Here is a 15,668-nt window from a genome sequence, read left to right as displayed (position 1 = left end):
CGGTAGCCGCCCCCGGCCATGGATGGCCGATGGCGGCGGGCCCCCGGAGCAATGCCGGAGTGAGGGCATGCCGAGCCTAGGCGAGGCACCGAATGGCGGGGCAAGAGCGCTTTGGTTACTTTCGCGCTTTTCGAAAGTGACTCGCTGTAAAAGCGAAACCCTAAGCCGCCGTTACCGCAGAAACGGATATGTACACCATCAAAAAACAAGCCGCCTGACATGCAGCCTTCGCGGGCAAGCCTCGCTCCTACAACACCAGGCCCCTAACTCTCCAAAGCCCGAGAGATATGTGGATACCCATGCCGTTCTAACACGATAACGCGGCGGGGAAACTAATTGAGAACGCCCCCCTGGGGAGCCAATCATCATGAACAAACTGGAAGTCAGGTACACCAACCTGCGCGACGCTTTCACATTGTTCGGCGTGCTGTTCTATATCCAGGTGATCGGATTTTTTTTCGGGTTGGCTGATATGTCGAATCTGGGCGCAGCCGAAAAAGACCTCGAAGGCAACGTGGTCAACCAGATCTGCGGCCTGATCACCCTGCTGGTTCCTTTGTTCTTCTTCATCCGCAACAAGGTCTTCATCAGCAAAAGCTTTTACAGGCACAACGCCTTTCTGCTGATATTCATGCTCAGCCTGGCCGTATCGATCAGTTGGTCCTACGACCCGATGTTGAGTTTCAAACGGTTTGTGGCGCTGATCAGCGTGGTGTTCTTTGCAGGTTTCATCGCCTACAACTACCGCCTCGAGAAAATCGCTTTCATGCTCGGCAGCACCATCGGCGCAGTAGCGTTGTTCGGTTTGATATTCGCGCTGGTAAGGCCCGACATCGTCTTCATTGATGGCGGCATTCGTGACGGTGCGTTCAAGGGAATTTTCCCGGAAAAAAATGCCGCTGCCCGAATCAACGCGATCGCCATTCTGTTACTGCTGCCGCTGATCCGTCAGCGCAATCCCTGGGCGATCATCTACTCGCTGTTCTCGCTGATCGCGATTGCACTGGCCCAATCTGCCACGGCAATCGCACTGATTGTTGCCGGCACCGTGAGCTATTGGTACTTCCTCACGCTGATCCGCTTGCACATCAACCGCTCACTGACAGCATTCCTCGGTACGACAATTATCTATTTGCTGATCTGCCTGTTTCTATACGGCAATTACACCCTGCTGCTGGAACTGATGGGGCGTGACGCATCACTCACCGACCGCACGCTGATCTGGGACTTGCTCACACCGCTGATCGACGCCGAATTCCTCAAGGGTTACGGCTTCGGCGCTTTCTGGTCCAGCCCGGACGCCGAGACATTCATCAACCGCTGGGGTTACATCGGCAATGCCCACAGCGGCTACATGGAGACCTTGCTCAACGGCGGTGTCATCCAGCTGACGGCACTGATCCTGATGCTGATCGAGGCGTTGATCAAACACTACCGAGCCGTGGTGTCGGATCAGTCGGCGCGGTTTCACGCCAGCGCCATGGTCATCATCGGATCGTTCATGCTCACCAACTATGTGGCGTATGTCGTTCCCAACTACCGCTGCGCAGAGTTTCTGGTGTTCTGCATCCTCGCCCTCTCATTCCGGCACCACCACGCGACATACCCCGAGTTGTCACGGCCAACCCTGGGTCAGCGTCCGCCTGGCAAGGCATTACCACGCGACTCAGCCAATGCGTAACAAAAGGAGAAATAACCGTGCCAGACCAAGCCCCCCCTTCACCCCATTCAGTATGCGTCGTGATCCCGATGTACAACGGCGCCGACAGCATCGAGCAAACACTGGCGTCCGTGGCCGGGCAAACCCGACTGCCCGATCACGTCATCGTCATCGACGATGGTTCCACCGATGATGGACCACAACGCGTCAAGGACTTCGCGGCGCCGTTTCGCCTGACGCTGTTGCATCAAGCCAACGAAGGCCAGGCCAGCGCCCGCAACCACGGACTGCAGCACACTGAAGAGACTTATGTGGCGTTTCTCGATGCCGATGACAGATGGTATCCGCAAAAGCTGGAGCAACAACTGGCACTGTTTGACGAACTGAGTCGTCAGGGGCGGCCGGTGGCGCTGATAGATTGCTACGTGCACAACGACTACAGCGACGGTACGCGAATACTGGAAAACCGGCAAAAAAACGGTAGGCATTTCGACGATTTCATCCGCGCCAACGTCCTCAATGGCGTGTCCTCCGCGATGGTCAGACGTGACGTGATCATGCAACTCGGCGGCTTCAATGCCAGCCTGCGTTACTCCGAAGACCGCTTCATGTGGACCCGGATCGCCGAACACTGGGAGGTTCACACCGTGCCAGAGGTGCTGCTGCAGCGCATGGTCAACAGCGGCAACATGACCGCGCAACCGACAAGGTACTACCCGTACAAGATCAGGTTCATCGAAGCGTTCCTCGCCCACTTTGGGCCGCAGCTGAGCAAGCAGCAACGGATCGATTTCGCTCTGGGCAGCCACTCCGACTTTCTCGAACTGTTTTCCCGCAGAGGCGAGCATGCCCAGGTGATTGATGTGTACCGGCGAATGCTGGAGTACTCCTGGCAAACGCTGTTCTTCAGGAGCGGCAAACCGACCTTGCGCTTGCTCTATGCATGCGTCCAGTCATTGCGTAAGGCAGTTGCGTCAACCACCGCTCATTGAGCCGGTATCCGCCATGGCCAATCACCGTCTGGTTAAATTGATCTGGATTTTCACCGAGAAATTCGGCCTGATTTTCCTGTCGATGATTACCTTTGTCGCGTATGCCAGGCTGCTGTCGCCCACAGAGTTGGGTGTGGGCACGGTCATCATTGCCATCGTCGAGTTGATCGGCATGATGTATTCCTCGGTTCTGGAAGACCCGCTGGTACGACTCGAGCGGCTGGAAGACAAACACATCGCCACAGCCTTCTGGGCGTCGGTACTCGTCAGCCTGGCGTCCATCGTCGTCATCTCGGGCGCGGCGATGCTGTACACGCCTAACCCGATGCTGCAATGGATGACGGCGGTGGCCTCGGTCAAAATCCTGTTCACCATGATGGCGCGGGTCTATGTGGCGCAAATGCGCCGTAGCGGCAACTTCAGGATGCTGGCCTCGCGCACGCTGCTGGGAAAAGTGTGCGGTGGCGTGGGCGGCATCGCTGTCGCGCTCTGGGGATTGGGCGCCTGGGCGGTCATTGCTCAGGCACTGATCATGGAGTTCGTGTCCATTATCGTATTGATGCGCGCCGACCCGCGCCGCATTGCCTTTTACATTGACGGCCCGCTCTTGCGCGAACTGTTGAGGGCTGGCGCACCGGTTGCCGTCAACGCGCTGAGTTCGCAAACGCTACAGCGCGGGGTCACCGTCATCCTGGGCATGACGGCCGGCACCAACGCGGTTGGCATGTTCAACATGGCGATGCGCATCATCGATCTGCCGCGCACGGCGATCTATCACGGCCTGATCAGCTATGCGCTGCCGGTGTTTGCCCGACGCAGCGCCGATCCATCGCGGTTGCGCGCGATCATCAGCGATTCGACCGCCGTCAGCTGCTTCCTGCTGACGCCCCTGTTCATCGGCATCGCACTCACGGCGCACGACCTGATCCTGTTGATCTTCGGCGCCAAATGGACCGAGGCCATTGTGCTGCTGCAAGTGCTTGCGTGCACGGCAGCCATCGGTAACACCGCCATGTACGCCACGACCGCACTGGTCGCGGTCAATTGCAGCCACCTGACCATCAAGGCCGAAGTGGCAACCACCGTATTGGCACTGGCGCTGGTCTATGGCTTCGGCAGCCTCTATGGCGGCATGGCCGCCGCCCTCGCCCTGCTGGTCCGGATGGCGATCATCACGCCACTGCAAATCCGCGGGTTAAACAGTGCAATCGGCTATGGCTGGCGGCGATTTTTCGAAACCAACTATCGCAGCGTGATTGCTTCGTTCGTCATGGCAGTGATCGTCCTGATGGTTTCTTCCCGCCTGGGTGTTCAGGGCTACTTGCACCTGATCTGCAGCATCGTGGTTGGCGCGCTGAGTTATGCCGTGGCGTATAGCGTGATGCATCCGCGCTGGCCGCAAGAATTCAAATCGGTTTTCACCACCCGCTGAGAGGACGCCTCCGACAACCTTTTCCCTTCCCGGACCCCATTCTCCTGACTCGTGCAATTTCCTTGTGACAGGAACGCCTCATCATGCACAAAACCACGTTGATTACCGGCGGGGCCGGATACATCGGCTCCCATACCACCCTGACCCTGATTGACGCCGGTCGACAGGTGTTGGTCCTCGATAACCTGTGTAACAGCTGCCACGAATCGCTCACGCGCCTGGAGTATCTGACTCGCAAGCGAGTCGATTTCATTGAAGGCGATATTCGCGATAGCCACCTGCTCGACGATATCTTCAGCCGCTACGACATCGATGCCGTGGTGCACTTTGCCGGGCTCAAGTCCGTGGAGGAAAGCGTTCGCAAGCCGCTGGATTATTACGCCAACAACGTGGTTGGCACGCTCAACCTCTGCCATGCGATGGCCCGGTTCGAGGTCTTCAAACTGGTGTTCAGCTCGTCAGCCACCGTGTATGGCGCCCCCCGGCAGATACCGCTCATCGAAGACATGGGCGCCGGCAAACCGATCAATCCCTACGGCCGCACCAAGCTGCTGATCGAAGAGTTGCTCACCGACCTGTGCCTGTCCGATCCGCAATGGAGCATTGCGGTGTTGCGCTACTTCAACCCGATTGGTGCTCACGCAAGCGGGCTGATCGGAGAAAACCCCAATGGCAGGCCCAACAACCTGCTGCCTTGCCTGACACGGGTCGCGATGAGGCAAGTGCCCGAACTCATGGTGTACGGCAGCGACTACCCCACTGTCGACGGAACGTGCGTGCGCGATTACGTCCATGTGCTCGATGTTGCCGATGGCCATCTCAAAGCGTTGCGGGCGTTGCAGAACACAAACGGCATCCACGTCTGGAACCTGGGAACAGGCATTGGCCATAGCGTGCTGCAGATCATCCACAGCTTCGAAAACATTACCGGTATTACCATCCCCTTCCGGTTCGCACCGCGCCGCGATGGCGATATCGCCGAGTGCTGGGCCGACCCCACCAAGGCCGGGCGTGATCTAGGCTGGTACGCACAGCGCGACCTGATGCAAATGATCATCGACACTTGGCGATGGCAATTGTGTAATCCGTATGGGTACCACTCCCAACCCGGATTGGCGGCATCGACTGCGTTGAAGCAATGGATATGAGCAGGTTCATTGTTTTGGCGACCCTGCTATCGATCGTTTGCAACGCGTCGGGTGGCACTCCCCCGCCGCTGGCCAACGGCTTGGTGCTGTGGCTCGACGCCGCCGACGCGTCGACAATGACCCTCGATGCCCAGAACCACCTCCTGCGGTGGCACGACAAGTCCGGCCAAGCCAATGACGTTGCCGTAGACAATGGCGCAGGCGCCGCACTCCCGCAGCGTGTGGAGAACGCCATGAATGGCCATCCGGTGGTGCGCTTGAGTGGTACTTCAGCCTTCCTTGGCAAGGCCATTCGTACGGCAAAAGGCCCTGTTACCCTATTGATCGTGTCACGCAGACTAAACGAGCAAAGCGGCGGCGAGACCTGGCAGCGACTGTTCAGTTCGCGCCCGATAATCGCCGATAACGACAACGTGCCGCCGAACTTCGCGATCAGCGTGCAACAACGCACCGCCTACGATCCGACCCTTTTCGTCCTGGAACTCAACGACGTGCCCATCGGCCCGTATGCGGTGGGGCGCAACGTAGTCGGCAGCGTCGAACATTTGCGCGGCGACATCGCCGAAATACTGATGTACGACCGGCACCTGGCCTCCCTGGAGGAACGGCAGCGCGTGTTTCAGTATTTGGCAAACAAGTGGTCCGTCGCCCTCCCCAAGGCTGCCAGTTCCTGGACCCGCGTCGGCCCGTTGGGAACGGTACCGGAACTGGCCAACGCCAAACTGCCGCTGTCCGATCAGGGCAATGCCGGCCAGTGGATGCTGGACACACGATTCTCCGACGACTTCGATGACGCGACCCTTAACGCCAGTCGCTGGCACGTCAACAATGCCACCGGCACCGACTCGCTCGGGCGCAAGCCGGCGCTGTTCATGCCGGACAACGCTTACCTGAGCGACGGCCATCTGAACATCGTTTTCCGCAAGCAAACCTTGCCGCAAAAGTACGTAAGACTCGGCTTTGAAGGTTACAGCTCGGCGATGGTGCGAACGATCGAGCGCAGTTTTTACGGCTACTACGAAGCCCGCGCCAAACCGATGGACTCGGCCGGCTCCAGCGCCTTCTGGCTCGCGTTTACGGGGCTTGCCGACAATGCCACGGAAATCGATATTTTCGAAATCGGTGGCAAAACCAAAAACGCCTCCTTCGACCGTCGGTACAACATGAACGCCCACGTTTGGGCCACGCCGCACAGTACCGAGCATTTGAGCGATGGCAGCAGCTGGATCAGCCCATGGCGGCTGGCCAGTGCCTTCCATGTCTACGGTTTTGACTGGCAGCCCGACACATTGCGCTGGTACGTCGACGGCGTACTGGTGCGCGAGGCAAAGAACACCCACTGGTTCTTCCCCATGCATATCCTCTTTGACAGCGAGGCCATGTGGCAGTGGTTCGGCGTAGTCGACGACGCCGATCTGCCCTCCACCTTCAGCGTGGACTACCTCAAGGTGTGGCGTCGCGGTAGATAGTCGCAACTCGACCGGTTTTCTTGAAAGGCCCCAACCGCTTTTCACCGGAGCCAGGCATTACCCAAATTCCAGGAACACCCCCATAAAAGAGGTCGCAGCAATGAACGGTACGATGACTTCCGATCAAGCGATTGCCTGCCTGAATCTGGCGCTTGAACGTAACAAACAACTGTTCAGCGACGCCTATCACTTGAGCCACGCCGCCCTTGATCTTCTCGATCAGCCTCACATGGACGCGGAAAAGTTCACCCAGTATCAGAGGAAAAGACGGCAGGCCGATCTTAAATACCTGGAAGCTATCGAGCACTTGCGATTAATCATGGCTGAATACCCTGTCCATCTCTTCTCTGCGCAGAACTCAATACATGAGTCACAGTTTCGGCTGAGGGAGACGACGAAATCTGACCTGTCAGGGATCCCGGATCGGCCTTTCTGACCAACATGCTGTAACGCCCTGCGCGAACCAGAACAGAGCACTGCGGCTCGGCAATTCCCGCGACTGGTGCGTTGATCGCGTTTTCTACCTTCGCAGCCCTATAGCCATCGAATGAAACCCCTCCCACTGCGCGAGCGACAGGCTGACAAGTTGTCGATGGCACGGCTGGCAAACAACTTGCTTAGGTCTGATCAGGCTTGAGCCATCAACGACGATGGCTTCGCAAACATCACGGACAACGGCGTCCGCTCCCCTGCGCATTGCGACAGGTGGGCGTGCGCCGTTTTTTGCTTTCACCCCGGCATAAAAGGAAATCCTCATGCCTGCTCAAGGAATGCTCCCCCAGGGTCACGCCATCGCGCCTGCACACGGCGGTGTTGGCAAGTCACGCCCTGGTGGCATTGCACTGCGGTCATTGTTCGACCCTGGCATGGCCCTGCTTGAACGCAGCAGGATCGGCCTCTGGTTACCACTCGGGTTGGCCCTCGGGGCCTGCGGTCTCGCACTGGCCGAACAGCCAGCAAGCGCACTGACCCTGTTACCTGGCGTCCTCTATCTGGGGTGCGCGTGGCATCTTCGTGAGCGTCATCAACGCCATCTACAGATATTCTGGGACACTGAACTTGCACAACTGCTGCGCAGCTCCCGGGATGCCGACCCAGCGACGCTACTGGTGGCCGCCAGCATGCAACTGCGCAACAACGAGCGCTTGCGCAGCGAAGTACAGTTCGCCAGTCGTGCGCTGGAGCAAATGTCTCAACAGGCCCGCGACCAAGGTGAGGATCAGAGCCAACGAATCGCCATGATCGCCGCCGCCAGCGAGCAAATCGATCAGACCTTACACAGCATTGATGCCTTGGCCCAGGGCGCGCTGGCAGCCTTCGCCAACGCCCATGCCATGAGCGAAACCGGTTGTCTGGAGGCGCGCTCAGTGGGCGACAGCATGCGCGCCATTCAGCACAGCCTGGGCAATACCGCACACGCCGTGGAAGCATTGCTGCAGCGCACTAGCGCAGTAGAAAGCACCGTCAACAGCATTCAGGCACTGGCCAAACAGACCCAGTTGTTGGCACTCAATGCCTCCATCGAAGCGGCCCGTGCCGGCGAGCACGGTCGCGGTTTCGCAGTGGTCGCCGATGAGGTCCGCAGCCTGGCCCAAGCCACGGACCGGGCTACCCATGAAATCACCACAGCCGCGACCGCGATCGCCATGGCCGTGCGCCAAGTGGATGGCGAGGTCAAGGAACACCGCGACCTGCTGGCAGCCGGTAGCCAACAGAGCGAGCAACTCGCCGCCAACCTCGACGACCTGGCTCAACATAGTCAGATCAATCTGCAACACCTCGGCGCCATGCAACAGGCGCTCAGCGAACACCAGCATGCCAATCATGCCCTCAGCGAACAGTTGCAACAGGTCAATGCCGCGGTGCAAGAGCAGCGTACGCGGACCCATGCGCTGCACGACCTGACCCATTATCTCAACCAGCTCACCGTCGGAAACCGCCCATGAACCTACAATTCGCCGCCGCACTCGATGGTGGGCAATCCCGACGACCCCGTCTGCCACAAAACGACGCGGGACTCAGACAGATGCTTTTGCTGGGTCTCGACCTGTTGCAAGGCCTGCAGCAGCATCGCGGTCTCGGCGGGCAGACCACCCGCGAGGCACAACAGCGTTGCCAGGCACTGGGTCATTCGCTCGACCAACGCTGGAAAGAATGGCCGTATAGCGCACAGTGCCAGGCCTGGAACACGTTACGTCGCGAGCCAGCGGATTTCGAGGGCCATTGCCGGTTGCTGCAAGACCTGCTCGGCGCCATCCAGAACCTCGAACTGCGGCGCTGCGCGCTTAATCTGCAGCCTCCGAGCATCGCCGAGCGCTGTTGGGAGCTGGAAGACCTGGGGCGGCTGCGCGGCCTGTCGGTGCGCGCCGCCGCCCATCAGAGTTGCCCACTGCAAATGCTTGTTCAATTACAGTACCTGCACGAGCGCTTGCTCAGGCATGCCCCCCGCTCGCTGCACAACGCTCTGGAACGACTGCAACGCGGCCTGATCGGTACAACGACAGTGTCCATCTCCCCGGCGCAGTGCTACGCCCTGCTCACCCCATTGCTCGACGAACGCCTCGACGCCATCCGCCGGGATCTGGGCTAAGGCTTACCTCCATTCGACTACGCAACGGTGCGCAGGAGAGCTGTTTTAGTTCACCTCGCACCCAAGCTGCCCAAAAAGCGATCAGTGCTTCGCTCTCCCCCGGCTCTACGCCCCCTTCGATATCTTTTTAGAAAACATCACAAAACCACTTCAAGCCTTTGTACCAATTGATTTTTTTTGCATAAAAAAACTCGGACATAAACTTGGCAAGCCCTTTGCTACTACTGACTAACAGACTCATGCGGCACGCCAATGGCGGCGTGCTGCACTTTCCGGACAACGGCGTCCGTCAGGTCCCTCTATCGAGGGTGCCTGGCGCGCGCCGTTTTTTTTTGCCCCTAAAAAAAGGATGTGGTTATGACTGATGAGCGTGACTCGCAACATCCGGTACACCCCGGCCGGCGCACCTTCCTGAAGCAATCCCTGGTGACGGCCGGCACCGTCGCCGGGATCGCCGCCCTCGATGTCGTCGTGCCGGGCTTTCTGCGCAGCGCGGTCTGGGCTGCCGGCAGCGACGCGCCGGAGAAAGCTGCGCTGAAGGTCGGTTTCATTCCCCTCACCGACTGCGCGTCAGTCGTAGTGGCGGCAACCCAGGGTTTCGGCGAAAAATACGGCCTCACCATCACGCCGAGTAAAGAGGCGTCCTGGGCCGGCGTGCGCGACAAACTGCTCAACGGCGAACTGGATGCTGCCCATGTGCTCTACGGCCTGATCTATGGCGTGCAACTGGGCATCGGCGGGCCGCAGAAAGATATGGCCATGCTCATGGGACTGAACCAGAACGGCCAGGCGATCACTCTCTCCAACCAGCTGCAGCAAGCGGGCGTGACCAATGGCGAGCAACTGGCCGCCAAGGTCAAGCAAGGTGGCACGCCACTGACCTTCGCCCAGACGTTCCCCACCGGCACCCATGCCATGTGGCTCAATTACTGGCTTGCCAGCCTCGGCATCAACCCGCTGACCGATGTGAAGACCATCGTGGTGCCACCGCCACAGATGGTTGCCAACATGCGCGTGGGTAACATGGACGGCTTCTGTGTCGGCGAGCCTTGGGGAGCCCGGGCGATCGCCGACAACATCGGCTTCACCGCCCTTACCACCCAGAAACTCTGGCCCGATCACCCGGAGAAAATCCTTGGCACCACCCGTGCCTTCGTCGAGCAATACCCCAACACCGCCCGGGCGCTGACCATGGCGGTGCTCGACGCCAGCCGGTTCATCGAGGCCAGCGTAGAGAACAAGAAAAGCACCGCCCAACTGATCGCCGGCAAGGCCTACGTGAATGCGCCCGTCGAAGTGATCGAACAACGCTTCCTCGGCCACTACGACGACGGGTTAGGTAAGCAATGGACGGACGAGCATGCGATGTCCTTCTGCAAGGATGGCAGCGTCAACTATCCGTACCTGTCGGACGGTATGTGGTTCCTCACTCAGTTCCGTCGCTGGGGCCTGCTCAAGGAGGATGTGGACTACGCCGGTGTGGCCAAGTCTATCAATCAGACAAAGCTCTACGGCGAAGCCGCCAGCCAGCTTGGCCTGACTGTGCCGGGCAGTCCGCTGCGCAGTAGCACCCTGATCGACGGCAAGGTCTGGGACGGCTCCAATCCGGCCGCCTATGCCAACTCCTTCACCATCAAAGCCTGACCGGAGTAACCCGCCATGAACGCACCCCTCAAGTTGCCAGCGCCGCCCACCACTACGGCGAGTACCCAGCCAGAGCGTCGCTCTCCCCTCCTGAGCGGGTTGCGTCAACGCGCCAGGGATGGCATTGCCCCAGTATTGGGTATCGCCCTGTTTCTCGCCGTCTGGGCGTTTATAGCCGCACGCAGTGAGGGCCTGCCCGGTCCGCTCGCTACGTGGTATTCAGCCCTGGAACTGTTCAGCGCCCCCTTCTACGACAACGGTCCGAACGACATGGGCATCGGCTGGAACGTACTGGCCTCTCTTGGCCGGGTCGGCATCGGCTTCGGCCTCGCCGCCCTGCTCGGTATTCCGCTGGGCTTCGCCATCGGCCGCTTCGCCTTCCTCGGCGGCATGTTCGCGCCAATCATCAGCCTGCTACGTCCGGTCTCGCCACTGGCGTGGTTGCCGATCGGCCTGCTGGTGTTCAAGGCCGCCGGCCCGGCATCGATCTGGGTGATTTTCATCAGCTCGATCTGGCCGATCATTCTCAACACCGCCGCGGGGGTCGCCAGCGTGCCGCAGGACTATCTGAACGTCGCTCGGGTGCTCAAGCTCAGCGAGTGGAAGGTGTTCACCCACATCCTGTTTCCTTCGGTGCTGCCACATCTGATGACCGGTATTCGCTTGTCCATTGGCGTGGCGTGGCTGGTGATCGTCGCCGCAGAAATGCTCACCGGCGGTGTCGGTCTTGGCTTCTGGGTGTGGGACGAATGGAACAACCTCAATGTCGAGCACATTCTCATCGCCATCATCATCGTCGGTCTGGTCGGCCTGCTGCTCGAGCAGGGCCTGTTGTGGATCGCCAAACGCTTCGACTACACCAACTGAACCGACGCCCGCGCGGGTGTTTGGGTTGCCCGCACCTGGCGCTACCCGATGCAGGAGAACCGAGATGACTAAATTCGTCGAGCTGACCCAGGTCAGCAAGCACTTCGACACCAAAAAAGGCCGCTTCCAGGCCCTCAGCAACGTCAACCTGAGTATCGCTCGTGGCGAGTTCGTCTCGTTGATCGGCCATTCAGGCTGTGGCAAATCCACCGTGCTGAACCTGATCGCCGGTCTGCTTGAAGCCAATGGCGGCGGCTTGATATGCAACGGTCGCGAGATCGACGGTCCCGGCCCTGAGCGCGCAGTGGTGTTTCAAAACCACAGCCTGCTGCCCTGGCTGACTTGCTTCGGTAACGTGCACCTGGCCGTGGAAAAGGTATTCGGCAAACGCGAAAACAAGGCCGCGCTGAAGACGCGTACCGAGGCGGCGCTGGCAATGGTCGGTCTTGAGCATGCCATGCACAAGCACCCCAGCGAGATTTCCGGGGGCATGAAGCAGCGTGTCGGCATCGCCCGGGCGCTGGCCATGGAGCCGAAAATACTGCTGATGGACGAACCCTTCGGCGCGCTCGACGCCCTCACCCGCGCGCACCTTCAGGACGAGCTGCTGCGTATCGTTGCCGCCACTCAGAGCACCGTGGTAATGGTCACCCATGATGTCGATGAGGCCGTGTTGCTCTCCGACCGCATCGTGATGATGACCAACGGGCCGGCGGCCACCGTCGGTGAGATCCTTAGCGTTGGCCTGGCAAAACCGCGCAATCGCCTGGTGCTGGCCAACGACCCCGAGTACCACCGCTATCGCACGACGGTCCTCGAGTTCCTCTATCACCGCCAGCAAATGCCGGCGGCGTGAAAACGAAACAAGCCTGGATTGACTGGCTGGCAGCCAATGGCGGCGAGTCGCTGGAGGCCTAAAGGCACATCCCCTTCAACCTCGACGCGGAATCCAACGGTCGAGGTGTGCTCGTCAGGTGGCCCCGAGGCAGGAAAGTCACGGGTCAGAGTGGGAGCTCTTCAAGCTTGCGATCGCCAGCCATCGCCCCGCTCAAGCACTCATCCAGGAAACTCACCACCGTTCCCATGCAGCCGACCCGCTCCTCGACATGGGGCATATGGCTGGAGTTCTCGAACAACGCCCAACGAACATTCGGGATCTGCTGCAGAAAGGGTCTGACCACCGTCGGTGTTGCTTCATCGTAGCGACCTGAGATCACCAGCGTCGGCACGTTGACGTGCGGCAAGCGGTCGACGATGGTCCAGTCTTTCAGGCTGCCTATCACATGAAATTCCGTCGGCCCGCTCATGGCATGGTAAACGGTGGGATCGGCATCGACCTGGGCAAACGTACGCGCGACTTCTTCGGGCCAGGGAATGACGCGACACACATGGTTGTCATAGAAAACCCTCGAAGCGTCCTGATAGGCGACCGCTTGAAAATCCCCTGCCCGTTCGTACTCAAGCAAAGTTTCATGGACACCGGCAGGCAGCAGTTGACGTAAACGGTTGGCTTCCTGAACCCAGACGCGCATGTCCGAGGGGGAATTAGCGAGGATCAAGGCCCGTAGCCCCACAGGTCGCCGTACCGCGTGTTCACTGGCGAGCATGCCGCCCCAGGATTGCCCCAGGAGTGCGTAATTGTCGCTGATACCGAGATGATCCAGCAGGTTGTCCAGCTCCTCGAGAAACAGCGCTACGTTCCAGAACGAGGTGTCTTTTTCCGGCAGGTGGGTCGAGCGACCATTACCCAGTTGATCGTAATGCACCACCGCCCGCCCACTCGCGGCGATGTCCTTATAGGCATCGACGTAATCATGCGTGCAGCCCGGGCCGCCATGCAAAATCACCAGCGGCGTGGTTTTGCCGTCAAAGTGACCTGTGACGCGATACCAGGTCTGATAGAGACCAAAAGGTGCGAAGCCTTCGCGAGTTCCGATAGATTCCATTTCTTTGTGCCGCCCCTGAAAAACCGTACGGCACACGATAGCGGGATCAGAGCTTCAAAATAACTAGAGAAACAGATAGGTTTTTGCCCTGTTTCAGCTATCGAGCAATCGATAGTGGGTGGCCCGAACCACGGCCTGGACCCGATTCTTGGCCCCGAGTTTATGCATGGCCGAGGTCAGATGGAGGCTGATGGTGGCCAATGAACGATTCAGTTGGTTGGCGATCTCGGCGGCGGTCAGCCCCTCCGCCGCCCATTTAAGGCATTCGCGTTCACGTTTGGTCAGATAAATGGGAGGCGTATGAGCCTCCTTGCCAAGCAACGGATAGGCCGCTTCCTGCAAGGCATGGGAAATCAGGCTGAAATCGGCGAGGGTCCGCCGGGCATCGCACAAGACACTGCTGCTGCTGGTACGCAGCCCGGTCAAGGAGGCAAAGCCGCCTCTGGGCAGATGAATCGGGACCGACACACCACAGGTCATCTGCGCGTCTTCCAGATAATTCACCACTGGCGCATGGCACTGACTGATGACCGGCTCCAGCAGGGTGTCAGTTCCGGGTTTATAGGACCAGACAAAGGGTGAAACACGATTGAGTGCTACCTGCTGGACAGGATCGATCTGGTAGTAACCCTCCGCACACCAACGCGTATGCCAATCGGCGGGTGTGTTGCGCAGTTTGAGCACCGAGGGCGTGATCAACTTGCCTTCATGGTCCAGCGGCACCGGGCTGTAATCGTACACCAACGCATCGAAGCCCAGCTCCTGGGCCAACAGCAAGGCGTTGTCCATCTGCTCATCCAGGCTCTTGCCCGACAACAGACGGGGATTGAGGTCTGATAGCTTCGTCTGCATCCATTGCCCTCCCTAATTAATTTCAATCCTGAAATTCAGCACGTAGAATGCCACGCCTCGGCGAGGGACTGCCAGACAAAACCTATTAGAAATACTAGCTTTTGGGCGTAAGACTTACTCAGTAAGGTAGGCCATTTAGTTAGCCTCCGAACCGGTCAGCATCATAAAGGGAGAATTGCGATGTGGCGTGAAATCGAGCCGGACCAGCACTATAACGTCGAGGTCGATGGCCACAATCTGGTGGTTTATAGCTTTGGCGAGGGCGATGAGGTCCTGCTGTGCCTCAATGGAGGCCCGGGGCTTCCCTGCGATTATCTGCGTGACGCCCATGGCTGGCTCAAGGACAAGGGGTTGCGCGTGGTCGCCTTTGACCAACTCGGCACCGGCGCGTCTGACAGACCTCAAGACCCATCCCTGTGGGATATTTCCCGTTATGTCGCTGAGGTGGAAACCGTCCGGCAGGCCCTCGACCTGGGCCGGGTGCATTTGCTGGGGCACTCCTGGGGCGGCTGGCTGGCGATCGAATATGCCATTTACCACCCTCATGCACTCAAAACCCTGATTCTGGAAAATACCGTAGGCGATATCCCGCACCTGTCTCAGGAACTGGAGCGTCTGCGGGGTGCGCTTGGCAGCGAAACCGTGGCCATGATGCAGCGCCATGAAGCCATGGGCACCCTCGATCACCCTCAATACCAAGCGGCAATCACCCTCCTCAACTATCGCCACGTCTGCCGCCTGGACGAGTGGCCGGCACCGGTCACGCGCTCTCTGGGCGACTGGAACATGGGGCCCTACACAACCATGCAGGGACCAAACGAGTTTCTCTACGTCGGCAACCTGAAAAACTGGAACCGTCTCCAGGAAATGGCCGACTTCACCATGCCGGTATTGATTACCACCGGCCAGCACGACGAACTGACGCCGGCCTGCGCCATGCGCATGAAAATGGCGCTCAAGGATGCGGCACTGCATGTGTTCCCCAACAGCAGCCACATGCCTTTCTACGAAGAACCTCACGCCTACTTTCCGGTGTTACTGGATTTCCTCCAGCGGCACCGAGGTTAG

14 protein-coding genes are annotated in these 15,668 nt (G+C 59.3%); 12 read left to right on the top strand and 2 right to left on the bottom strand.

The window, feature by feature from the left end; translation table 11 throughout:
* The first annotated feature begins 367 nt into the window (after positions 1-367).
* The 11 genes from AC1RQB_RS21335 (at position 368) to AC1RQB_RS21285 (ending at position 12,658) form a co-directional block, all read left to right on the top strand.
* Positions 368-1,681, top strand: a complete 1,314-nt coding sequence (locus tag AC1RQB_RS21335; protein WP_063343803.1) for an O-antigen ligase family protein — start codon at positions 368-370, stop codon at positions 1,679-1,681.
* Between the two features lie 17 nt (positions 1,682-1,698).
* Positions 1,699-2,652, top strand: a complete 954-nt coding sequence (locus AC1RQB_RS21330; RefSeq protein ID WP_063343804.1) for a glycosyltransferase family 2 protein — start codon at positions 1,699-1,701, stop codon at positions 2,650-2,652.
* 13 nt (positions 2,653-2,665) lie between these two features.
* On the top strand, positions 2,666-4,084 hold the full coding sequence (locus tag AC1RQB_RS21325) for an oligosaccharide flippase family protein (protein WP_063343805.1): 1,419 nt from the start codon (positions 2,666-2,668) through the stop codon (positions 4,082-4,084).
* Between the two features lie 83 nt (positions 4,085-4,167).
* Positions 4,168-5,232 (top strand): UDP-glucose 4-epimerase GalE, encoded by a 1,065-nt coding sequence (galE, locus tag AC1RQB_RS21320; protein ID WP_063343806.1) that lies wholly within the window; start codon positions 4,168-4,170, stop codon positions 5,230-5,232.
* Complete coding sequence (locus AC1RQB_RS21315) at positions 5,229-6,701, top strand: family 16 glycosylhydrolase (RefSeq protein WP_081235341.1); 1,473 nt, start codon at positions 5,229-5,231, stop codon at positions 6,699-6,701. Before galE ends, AC1RQB_RS21315 begins: the two co-directional genes overlap by 4 nt.
* Positions 6,702-6,801: 100 nt before the next feature.
* Complete coding sequence (locus tag AC1RQB_RS21310; protein WP_063343808.1) at positions 6,802-7,137, top strand: hypothetical protein; 336 nt, start codon at positions 6,802-6,804, stop codon at positions 7,135-7,137.
* Positions 7,138-7,456: 319 nt separating this feature from the next.
* Positions 7,457-8,647, top strand: coding sequence for a methyl-accepting chemotaxis protein (locus AC1RQB_RS21305; protein ID WP_063343809.1), 1,191 nt, complete (start codon positions 7,457-7,459; stop codon positions 8,645-8,647).
* A complete protein-coding gene (locus tag AC1RQB_RS21300) occupies positions 8,644-9,291 on the top strand; it encodes a hypothetical protein (protein WP_063343810.1) in 648 nt (215 codons plus the stop codon). Before AC1RQB_RS21305 ends, AC1RQB_RS21300 begins: the two co-directional genes overlap by 4 nt.
* 357 nt (positions 9,292-9,648) lie before the next feature.
* Positions 9,649-10,935 carry a CmpA/NrtA family ABC transporter substrate-binding protein gene (locus tag AC1RQB_RS21295; protein WP_063343811.1) on the top strand — a complete coding sequence of 429 codons (1,287 nt, stop codon included), beginning with the start codon at positions 9,649-9,651 and terminating at the stop codon, positions 10,933-10,935.
* 15 nt (positions 10,936-10,950) lie between these two features.
* The gene (gene ntrB / locus AC1RQB_RS21290; protein WP_063343812.1) at positions 10,951-11,802 is read left to right on the top strand and encodes a nitrate ABC transporter permease; all 852 of its coding nucleotides are present in this window, start codon (positions 10,951-10,953) and stop codon (positions 11,800-11,802) included.
* A 64-nt stretch (positions 11,803-11,866) separates the two neighbouring features.
* Complete coding sequence (locus AC1RQB_RS21285; RefSeq protein ID WP_063343813.1) at positions 11,867-12,658, top strand: ABC transporter ATP-binding protein; 792 nt, start codon at positions 11,867-11,869, stop codon at positions 12,656-12,658.
* Between the two features lie 145 nt (positions 12,659-12,803).
* Here AC1RQB_RS21285 and AC1RQB_RS21280 read toward each other — a convergent pair whose 3' ends face one another.
* Together AC1RQB_RS21280 and AC1RQB_RS21275 are read right to left on the bottom strand one after the other, a co-directional pair.
* A complete protein-coding gene (locus AC1RQB_RS21280; protein WP_063343814.1) occupies positions 12,804-13,748 on the bottom strand; it encodes a proline iminopeptidase-family hydrolase in 945 nt (314 codons plus the stop codon).
* A 93-nt stretch (positions 13,749-13,841) separates the two neighbouring features.
* Positions 13,842-14,600: a LuxR family transcriptional regulator gene (locus AC1RQB_RS21275; protein WP_063343815.1), complete on the bottom strand. Its 759-nt coding sequence runs from the start codon at positions 14,598-14,600 to the stop codon at positions 13,842-13,844.
* A gap of 180 nt (positions 14,601-14,780) precedes the next feature.
* Between AC1RQB_RS21275 and AC1RQB_RS21270 the strand changes: the two genes are divergently transcribed.
* Positions 14,781-15,668, top strand: coding sequence for a proline iminopeptidase-family hydrolase (locus tag AC1RQB_RS21270; RefSeq protein WP_008074303.1), 888 nt, complete (start codon positions 14,781-14,783; stop codon positions 15,666-15,668).

The organism is Pseudomonas sp. GW822-FHT02E03, assembly GCF_058802325.1.
The sequence above is the reverse complement of the archived record's forward strand: the minus strand, read 5'-3'. Positions and strand labels throughout refer to the sequence as shown.